Annotated in this window: 3 protein-coding genes; all 3 read right to left on the bottom strand. The window is 32.3% G+C overall.

Annotated elements, in window-relative coordinates; translation table 11 throughout:
• Positions 1 to 429: 429 nt before the first annotated feature.
• The gene (locus tag I5M32_RS16305) at positions 430 to 5613 is read right to left on the bottom strand and encodes an AAA domain-containing protein (protein WP_200588208.1); all 5184 of its coding nucleotides are present in this window, start codon (positions 5611 to 5613) and stop codon (positions 430 to 432) included.
• A gap of 453 nt (positions 5614 to 6066) precedes the next feature.
• Positions 6067 to 6486, bottom strand: a complete 420-nt coding sequence (locus I5M32_RS16300; protein ID WP_200588206.1) for a tetratricopeptide repeat protein — start codon at positions 6484 to 6486, stop codon at positions 6067 to 6069.
• A 609-nt stretch (positions 6487 to 7095) separates the two neighbouring features.
• A partial coding sequence (locus I5M32_RS16295) for a S41 family peptidase (RefSeq protein WP_234461995.1) occupies positions 7096 to 8695 on the bottom strand: 1600 nt, incomplete at its 5' end.

Here is an 8695-nt window from a genome sequence, read left to right as displayed (position 1 = left end):
GCTTTCTCGACCCGAAATTCAAGGTCGAAACTTTATCTTTTTTTAAACACCCAGTTGAGTAGCAATTACAGGTAACGTTTTGCGGCTTGGCGAAGGTGGCGATTTTTAGCACAAACTTTCATACGAAGCACAAATGTTTATATAACCACAAAACTGTCCTACGAAGCACTGAACCGCCACTTTTGCCAAACCGCTGTTAGGTGCTGGCGTTCTTGTCTGTCGAGGGCTACAACCATTCTCGTTATTGAGTTGTCGTGTCATAGAGTGTCGGCTGTGGGTTGAGTATTTTTTATTTTTTTGAAGGGAAGGAAATTTTTAAAAACAATTTTATTTGGGACGGAGAAAAGCATACTCTTTTGCAAGCTTTGGTTTGTGCGGTCGCTTGTGTGGCTTGCAAATGTGTATGCTTTTGTGTGTCGGATTTCGCTGTTATATTTCATCTCCTTGCTTTAAATAATATCCAACAATATTTAAACCTCCGTCTTTACGATAATATTCAGGGTCGTTAAATTTAACCTGATTCAGTTTCTTAACTACTTTCATAAAACTCCCGTCTTTAGGTTTCATTACTTGAACTCCTTTGGATGTTCTACTGTCAACGGGATTTATTTTACTTGTATTGAACAAAGCTACTTTGTCTATACTACTCAAAGCAACCAAATCAATATCGTTCTCTATATGCTCAATGAAAACCAATTTTGATTCATTGCTGTAAGCGTTTTTTAATTTCTTTCTGTTTTGTTCAGTTTGATAACTTGTAAAAGATATTTTTCCTGCCTTTCCGTTTTCAAATGCAACAAACAAATAACCATTATAATTTTTTGTTCCTGTCAGATAAATTGGTTTTTCAGTTTCTTCAAATTCTATTTGTTCGATAACTTGTGCTTTACTATTAAATCCTCTGTTTTGAATTTTATACACGTTGTGCAATGAAGTGAAAACTAAGAACTCTGGAAATGCAAATAGATTTGTGGCAGTCTTGATTGAATGCTCTGTCTGAATAGGCGGTTGATTAGAGAAGTCCATCGCAACCTGTTTCTTGGTTTCAAATAAATCCGACTGTTCAAATATTGTGTCCTGTCTCGGAATTATTTGTTTGATAGTTTCACTTTGGGCTGTTTCGTTCCTTTCAATCTCGGTTTCCTCAACCTCGGAATGCTGATAATTGTTTTTGATTTGTGGTTCTTCTATTTGAATGTCGTTTGCTTTAAGAAGTTTCCAAAGCGGTTGCATTGCTTTTTTGCGGTTAGAATAATATTCACCGCCTCTAACTCTAAAGAACTGCCAACCGCATCTCTCTAAAACTTTTTGTCGCATTAAATCATTCTGAAATTGCTCTGCACCGTGAAATTTATCGCCATCACATTCAATTGCTATTTTTATTCCGTTTCCTAAGAGTGTTACTAAATCAATTCTGTATCTTCCTTTTGCAACTTCGTATTGCGGAATCACACTATAACTATTTGAAACAATGTCATTGAATACATCAACCTCAAACCAACTTTCAAATGGTTCGGGTTGAGTGCCCATACTCCGTTCAATAAATTTCTGCGGTGGAATTGGTTGTTGTTTATGGTTAAGGAAATGGTCAAGAAGTTTGTAACGTAAATCATTCTGATTACTCATATCATCTAATTGCACAGAATGGTAAAGCCAAATCTGCTCTTTTGCTCTACTTACTGCAACATTAAATCTTCTTTCATCTTCGGGCTTTGTCAATGCACTCCTGTTATGATTATGAGCAGTAATTAAACTCAAAAACATTATATCTCTTTCGTCTCCTTGGAAACTTGCGGAATTCCCGCAAACAATATTTCTGTTTTTATACTCAACTTCTCCAATTTTCTTTAAAATCAGATTGTCAATTATTGTTGCTTGCTTATTTCCTTGCAATGCAATTACTCCGAAAGATTTCCCTTTGTAATTTTCATCATTTACAAGTTCTGCTATTTTATTTGCGATACCTTCCGCTTCAACTTTATTTGTGATATTCTGATATGTCCCATCAACAAAGCCACTTTGGCAATATTCTGTTTTCAAAGGTTCGATTCTGTTTTCGGAATACTGCTTTAACGGATATAATCCTTTTCCATCGGGAGCATAAAAATGTTTATTGCAGAATTCAATTATTTCCGGCATACATCTAAAATGTTCTCGCAAAACGGTCATTCCATTGCAGAATCTTTTTGCGTGGTCGAAAAAGCTAAACTCTGTCCCGTAATAATTTGCAAATGGTATATTTTGTAAATGACGGTTAATATGCGGTGTCATTGTGTTTGCATCAACGCCTACATATTCAGGCGAAGTTTGTTTGTCGTCACCAACAATGATTATGTTTTTAGAAATGTAGAGTAGAAAAATCGCATCAGCCCCTAATTGACTTGCCTCATCAATTATCACATAATCATACATTCCCTGTTCGGGATTTATTGTTTCTGCAACTTTATATAAAGGCATAATCCAACAAGGAACGGAATCTTTACATTTCTCCATTTGATGTTGAGCTTCTTTTCGGAATTTCAAAGCTCTTTTCCCTGTTCCTGTTTTTCCAATTTTCTTTACTGCTTGAACCCACGCCTGTAAATGCTGACGCAATAAGAAATTATTGCTTAAACCTCCCAATACGCTTAACCACGCTTTCTTGGAAGCAATTTTTGAAATTAGCTTTTCTTCTTGTCTTTCAAGGTCAGACAGCTTGTATTCAAGTCTTGTTTCGTAATCTTCTTCTAATAGTTTTGTTATTTCTGAATAAGCGTGTTTATAATAAATGGCATTATCAAGATTACTAAAATTTGAGAAATCAAAAGTGTTTTGTAAAATTTCATAAACTAATGTTGGGAAATCCTTTTGCAGGCTTTCTTGGAGGTCTTTATATTCATTGTATTTCTTTTTTTCGGAATTGAGAATGTCAATTTCAGAAAGTTCTTGCTCGTATTTTTCAGTATCAATATTTGCAAGTGTATTTATAATGCTGTTCGCAAGTGGATGAATATTTTGAATTGAAAGATAGTTTTGTACATCTGTCAGCTTTCCCTTAAAAAATTTTGTTTGGGCAAGGAGATAATTGTAATCAGTTTCCTCAATCAGTTCTTTAATAGAATTACTATTGTAATTAGTAATTTTTACAGATGATGTTGATTCAATTTGTACTTTTGATTTACCCATATCTCTGATAATTCCAATAAGCTCATCAGCATCATCTTTAATTTTCTTGTAATAAACAAACTTGTCAAAATAAGACTTCGAATTCTCATTTGGTTGTATTTCCCAAATCATTTCGAGTTCTTCAAAGTCTTGCTTTAATTTGATGTCGTTTAATACAGTTACGAATTCTTGTTGGGTATCACAAGGGCTTCCGTTTATTTTTACAGAATCAATAAAATATAGCTTTTCTTTAATATTTTTTGGCAAAAGAGGCTTTTTCATTGCAAAAAGTATCCCCGATAAACTGTTTCCTTCTTTTAAATAATTTAGTAAAATTTTGGCATCACCATTTAGCTGAATCCAACTTTTATCATTCAGATATTTAATTTCAACACTTCTGTCAAGTTGTTTTAGATACTCTTCGTTTAGTGCAGATATTAATTTGTTTGTCCGAGTAAGTTTATCTGTCCAAAAAAATTGATTGTTCTGGAAATCATTTACTATCCTTGATTTAAACCACAAAGCATTGTTATCTGTATTCAAAACCAATTTATAAAGCCACTCTAATTGACTTCTCAATGCTGGATAATCCTTACAAATAATTAAAATATGTTTCTCTTTCGAACTATATTTTTCAAGTAAGTCATCTGTTATTTTTCGAAATTTTTGGAGTTCTGAAAGTGAAAGAAGTTTATCTTTTTTAGGAATTATAAAGTTAAAAACATTGCAATCTAAGCTTTGATATTTTCTTGTTAATGCATTAAAATTTTTAATATCCCCAACCAATTCAATTTTGGCGATGTCTGCAAAATCATCGTTATACCAACTAAAGATAGAAAACTCTTTTTCAATTTTTTCCGCAATCTCTGAAAGTGTTCCAGTATAGTTTTGGTTTATATTTTGCCTACGTGTCGATTTTTCCTTGACCTTCAACCATTCATTTTTGGTATATGCTTTGTCTCTTTTTACTAATGACAAATCTGCTTCTCGTTCTTCAATCTCTTTTGCATAACGAGTAAGGTCTGTAATACTTGCAAGTTTATCGTTGATTGCATTTACGCTTGAATCAAGGTCTTGAATAGAAGTAGAGTCGCCACTTAAAAGATTTACGGTTAAGTTTTGAAAGTCTTTTGGTAGTTGATTTTTTAAAACTTCTAACGCTCTTTTTGTATAGGCGGTAACTAAAACCTTTTTACCATTTGCCAATAGATGACAAATTAAATTTGCAATAGTATGTGATTTACCTGTTCCTGGAGGGCCTTGAACTAATACCTTATTATTTCTTCTCGCTTTCTCAATAATTTCAATTTGTTCATCATTATATTTTTTCGGAAAGTAAATAGTTTCATCACTAAAGGAATTTGAGGTTCCGTTTTCGGAAAATTCAGAATCCTCTTCAGGTTGCAAAACTCCAATAATATCATTGATAGAAGGAATGTCTATTGAATCGGGTGAAATAGTTATTTCAGAAATAATTTTTTCATAAAGTGCTGTAAAGCTCCTTGTATTCCTCTTTCTCAATAACAAAGCAGGTGCAAAATAAACCGTAGGTTTATTTGCCACTTCTTTTGGTTTTGCTAAATCTTCTTTTGATTGCCCATCTGGTCTTATTCTGTCTGCAAAAATTTGAATAGCATCTTTAATTTGTGGGTCAAACAGATTGTCAGAGATGCCCTTTTCTTTGAGAAATGAGGCTACTAATTTTTCGGCTTCAATTACGTCTGCTGAATCAAATTGCTCAAACAAGTCAAGAATTGCATCCGTTTCAATTTGAATTTCATTGTCAATGCTTGGCGAAACTTTCACAAAAGATTCTCTTTGTGAAAACTCAAAAGAAATTTCCGCTTTTGATGTTAAGATGTGTCTGCAAATTTGCGGTGTATTAGAATCTTCTTTAAAATAAAGCAACCCAACTCCAAAAATTAATTCAAATTCTTCTCCGAACTGTTGTGCTTTGTTATAAATGCTAAACAGATGCTTGTATGTTTTTGCTTTTCGTTCGTATTCGGCAAATTGGATTTCGTAAGCTCTAATTTCCTGCTTATATTGTTCTAAATCATTAAGCCATTTTTCATTTAGATATTTATCAAATTCCAGTTGAAGTTCTTGCTGGTCTGCTAATGCAATAGTTTTTCCGTTTTTTACTATCGTCTCTTTCAAACTTGGCGTTCCATCTTCATCGGTTAAACTGTCTTTTACAATCCAGTCATTAAGCGTTTCGCTTAACTTTTTGAAAGTCGGTTGTTGTGGCTCGTCTTTAGGTTTAGTAACCTTTAACCAATAGTCAGCGTCCTCGTTGTAAGAAGGAAAAGTAATACAGTCAAAAATTTCATATTGTGGAATGTCGGCAAGCCAAACCTTGTCAGGGTATTGAGCATCAGAACTCTCAATATCTCTCACAGGATTGCTTCTGAGTTTCGAGAACTCAAGCAGGTAATTGAATATTTGTAAGTATTTGTCCTTTTTCATTGCTAACTCAGTCTCAAATTTAAAGTTTTGATTGGAACCACAATGCTAATGGTGCGGTGGGAGATTGCACTCTTTTGCAAGCTTTGGTTGTGTGTCGGCTTGTGTGGCTTGCAAATGTGTGCAATGTGGGTCAGCCTGAAAATTGTTTTTAAAAAATGTGCGGTGGGAAAAAATAAAAAATACAGAAGGGTCGGTCTGTCGTGTCGGCAAACGGTCGCTTGATTTATAATATTTCTTCCTGTCGTTTCGATGTCTGTCAGTTTAATGGTTGTTGTGTCGGTCTTTACGCTTGCACCTAACGGTTTGCAAATTTGTGCAGAAATGGCATTGCTTGCATAAACGTTTTTAACTAGCACCAAATTAAGTAAATAACTGATGAATTAACGTAAACCACCGTCAGCCATTTTTGAACAAATTTGCTGTTAAAGGTAGATTTCTTATCAAATAATTTAGCTAAAGTTGTCTAGATATAAGAATGTCTTCCTCTCCGTCTTCACCTATTTTTTTCTTTGCAAGCCCCCTATATCTATATGCTTCTTTATATGTTGGGTCAATTTCAATTGCTTTGGTGAAATCAGCTATTGCACCAGCGCAATCAAAAGGAGCTTTTGCAAGTCCGCGGTTGAAATAGGCTATTGCATTTTCTTGGTCAAGTTCTATTAATTCTGTAAAAACATTGACACCTTCAGATTGAATTTCTTCATTATCCGAATTTAAATTGTCAAACGGTCCTTCATACTTTTTGTTATTTTCTGTATCGTAGAGGCCAATAATATATTTCGTTTTAATTCCTGTCATATATATATCTGGTTGAGAGTAGAAAAACTGTGAAAGAAAATCGTTATGTATTTGATGGTGTAATGATGTACCCATAGTGTAAAATATAAGGAACAAATAATAATTTATATTTAAATTAAGTTTGTAGGATATTGCAAATATTAGAATACAGACTATAAGAGTAGTAATTAATCTTTTATACCACATAAATTCTATAATATATGAAGTGATAAAGCAAATGGGAATAATATAAAAAAAGTTGAAATCTGAAGTATTCCATAAATAAATTGCAATCCACACAAATGCTATTATATATTTAATAAAAATGATGCCCTTCAAAAAGGCAGTATATCTGTGTTTGGTATTACAGATTTAAAAATTTTAACATCATATACAAATTTAGTTTTCAATTTCCCTTTTATTGATGCATATTGAATATTGTCCCAATGGCAAAAATTTGGGTTAGAATTCAAAAAAATTTTTGTTAAAATGTGTTCAACTTCTTTTTTCATATTGCGCTTTTCATTTTTTAGAGAACTCTCTTTAGATTCTGGTCGGTAGAAATTTACCTATAACGATTGGCAGCTTGGCGAAGTGGCGGAAAACGAAGCACAAATGTTCAGTTTTGCACAAAAGTTCAATCGAAGAACTGCCGTTGAAATTAGCACTACACCCGCCATTTTGCCAAACTGGTGTTGTAGGCAGTTATTGTTTTTCATTTATCAATTTTAGTGCATATTCTAAATTAACATTTTCTCTATTTATATATTGGTTTATTGTCGGGATTATTACATAATGTGGTTTTACACCACTTCCAAATGGTAATTTTGGTTCAACGTTCATTACAAATTGTATTGCTGGTATATCAATAATAATTTTAGAATTTGGTAAAGTTAATGATCTTACATATCCGCTTGTGTTACCAAAATATCCACCACCTGTTTCTTGCCCTATAAATGTTGCTAAACCTTGAGAATACATCATATTTGAAAACTCACTACCACCAGAATATGTAATCGGACTAATTAATACATAAACTTTTCCGTTAAATTTATTTTTTGGTGATTTTTTATAAGCCATAAGTCCAAAACCAAAACCATTTTTTCGTTCAAGACTGCCATCATCCATTTTTTTGTTTGTAAAAATTCTCTCCAAAAAACCAAATGTTTTTAGTTGTATTGGTTTATCTATTCCATTGTCAAGAATGACTTTTTGAGCTTTTACCCTAACTTTTTTATATTTTTGATAGTTGTCGCCAAAATAAGAATATAGTAACCCTTCATTTCCTTCTGTGCCACCACCATTTTCAGCAATATCAATTATTAGATTTTCAATGCCTTTTTCTTTTATTTCATAAAAACTAAAAGCCAAAAACTTTTTCAATGTCTTGTATTTACTTTTCTTTTTAATTTCAGGATTGTGAAATGTATTAATAGTTATTAAAGCTGTTTTTGAATTAATTATTTCAAATTGTAAAGGTTCTTTTTCGACTTTTTCTTTAACAATATTTGTACTTTTTTTTAAGTTGCTATTAATTTGGTTAATCGATAATGATTTGAAATTCATTGGCTCTGCAATTCCTTTAAATTTAACTTCGTAATTTTCAAGAATACCATAATAATAATAGTAATATCTTGAAAAGCCAAACCCACTTAAATCATCATATTTCAAAGTTTTGATATAACCATCAGAAGCAAATAAATTTCCAATTTTTGATGCTATTTCAATTGGCGTTTCTCCATTTATTTCTTCTATCTCGAAAGTTTCAATTTTTTCAGGATTATCAGAACCATTACGAATACAATAAAGTTTTGTGCCTAAAAACCTTACTATTAATGGTAGATATTTAATGTTTTCATTTATAAATATTTCTTCTTTGATATCTTTAGGCAAAAAGATATCTGTATGGTCTTCTTTTGAAAGTGCTACCAATGGTGCGATTATTTTATGAAATTCAAGAACATTTAAGTCGCTATTAATTTTATTTTTTGCAATATTAAAAGCAAAATCAACACTATCTTTTGGTGTATACCAATACATTCCAGAATGAAACTTATCCAAGCCTTGATGTAATAAATCTAAATCTCTTTGAAGCTTTTCTTTTTCAATTTTCGGAAATTCGCCAAAGTTTTGAGAATAGATATTTTGTGTAATTAAAATTAATATTGATAGTATTGATATTTTCTTCATTTGTGTTAGATTCTTGAGTCTGCGGTATAATTGCCTACAACGTTTTGCAGGTTTGGAAAGTTGCGGTATTGCTTGCAAGATTTTCGTCTGCCCGCACCAAATTAAATAAAAAAAG

The organism is Pedobacter segetis (assembly GCF_016623585.1).
Taxonomy (GTDB): Bacteria; Bacteroidota; Bacteroidia; order Sphingobacteriales; family Sphingobacteriaceae; genus Pseudopedobacter; species Pseudopedobacter segetis.
Note: the sequence above shows the minus strand (reverse complement) of the source record. Positions and strands in the feature narration are given on the sequence as shown.

Bases quoted from the DNA above. Each gene is read 5' to 3' on its own strand.
- I5M32_RS16305 (WP_200588208.1), bottom strand. From the start codon at position 5,613: ATGAAAAAGGACAAATACTTACAAATATTCAATTACCTGCTTGAGTTC.
- I5M32_RS16300 (WP_200588206.1), bottom strand. From the start codon at position 6,486: ATGGGTACATCATTACACCATCAAATACATAACGATTTTCTTTCACAG.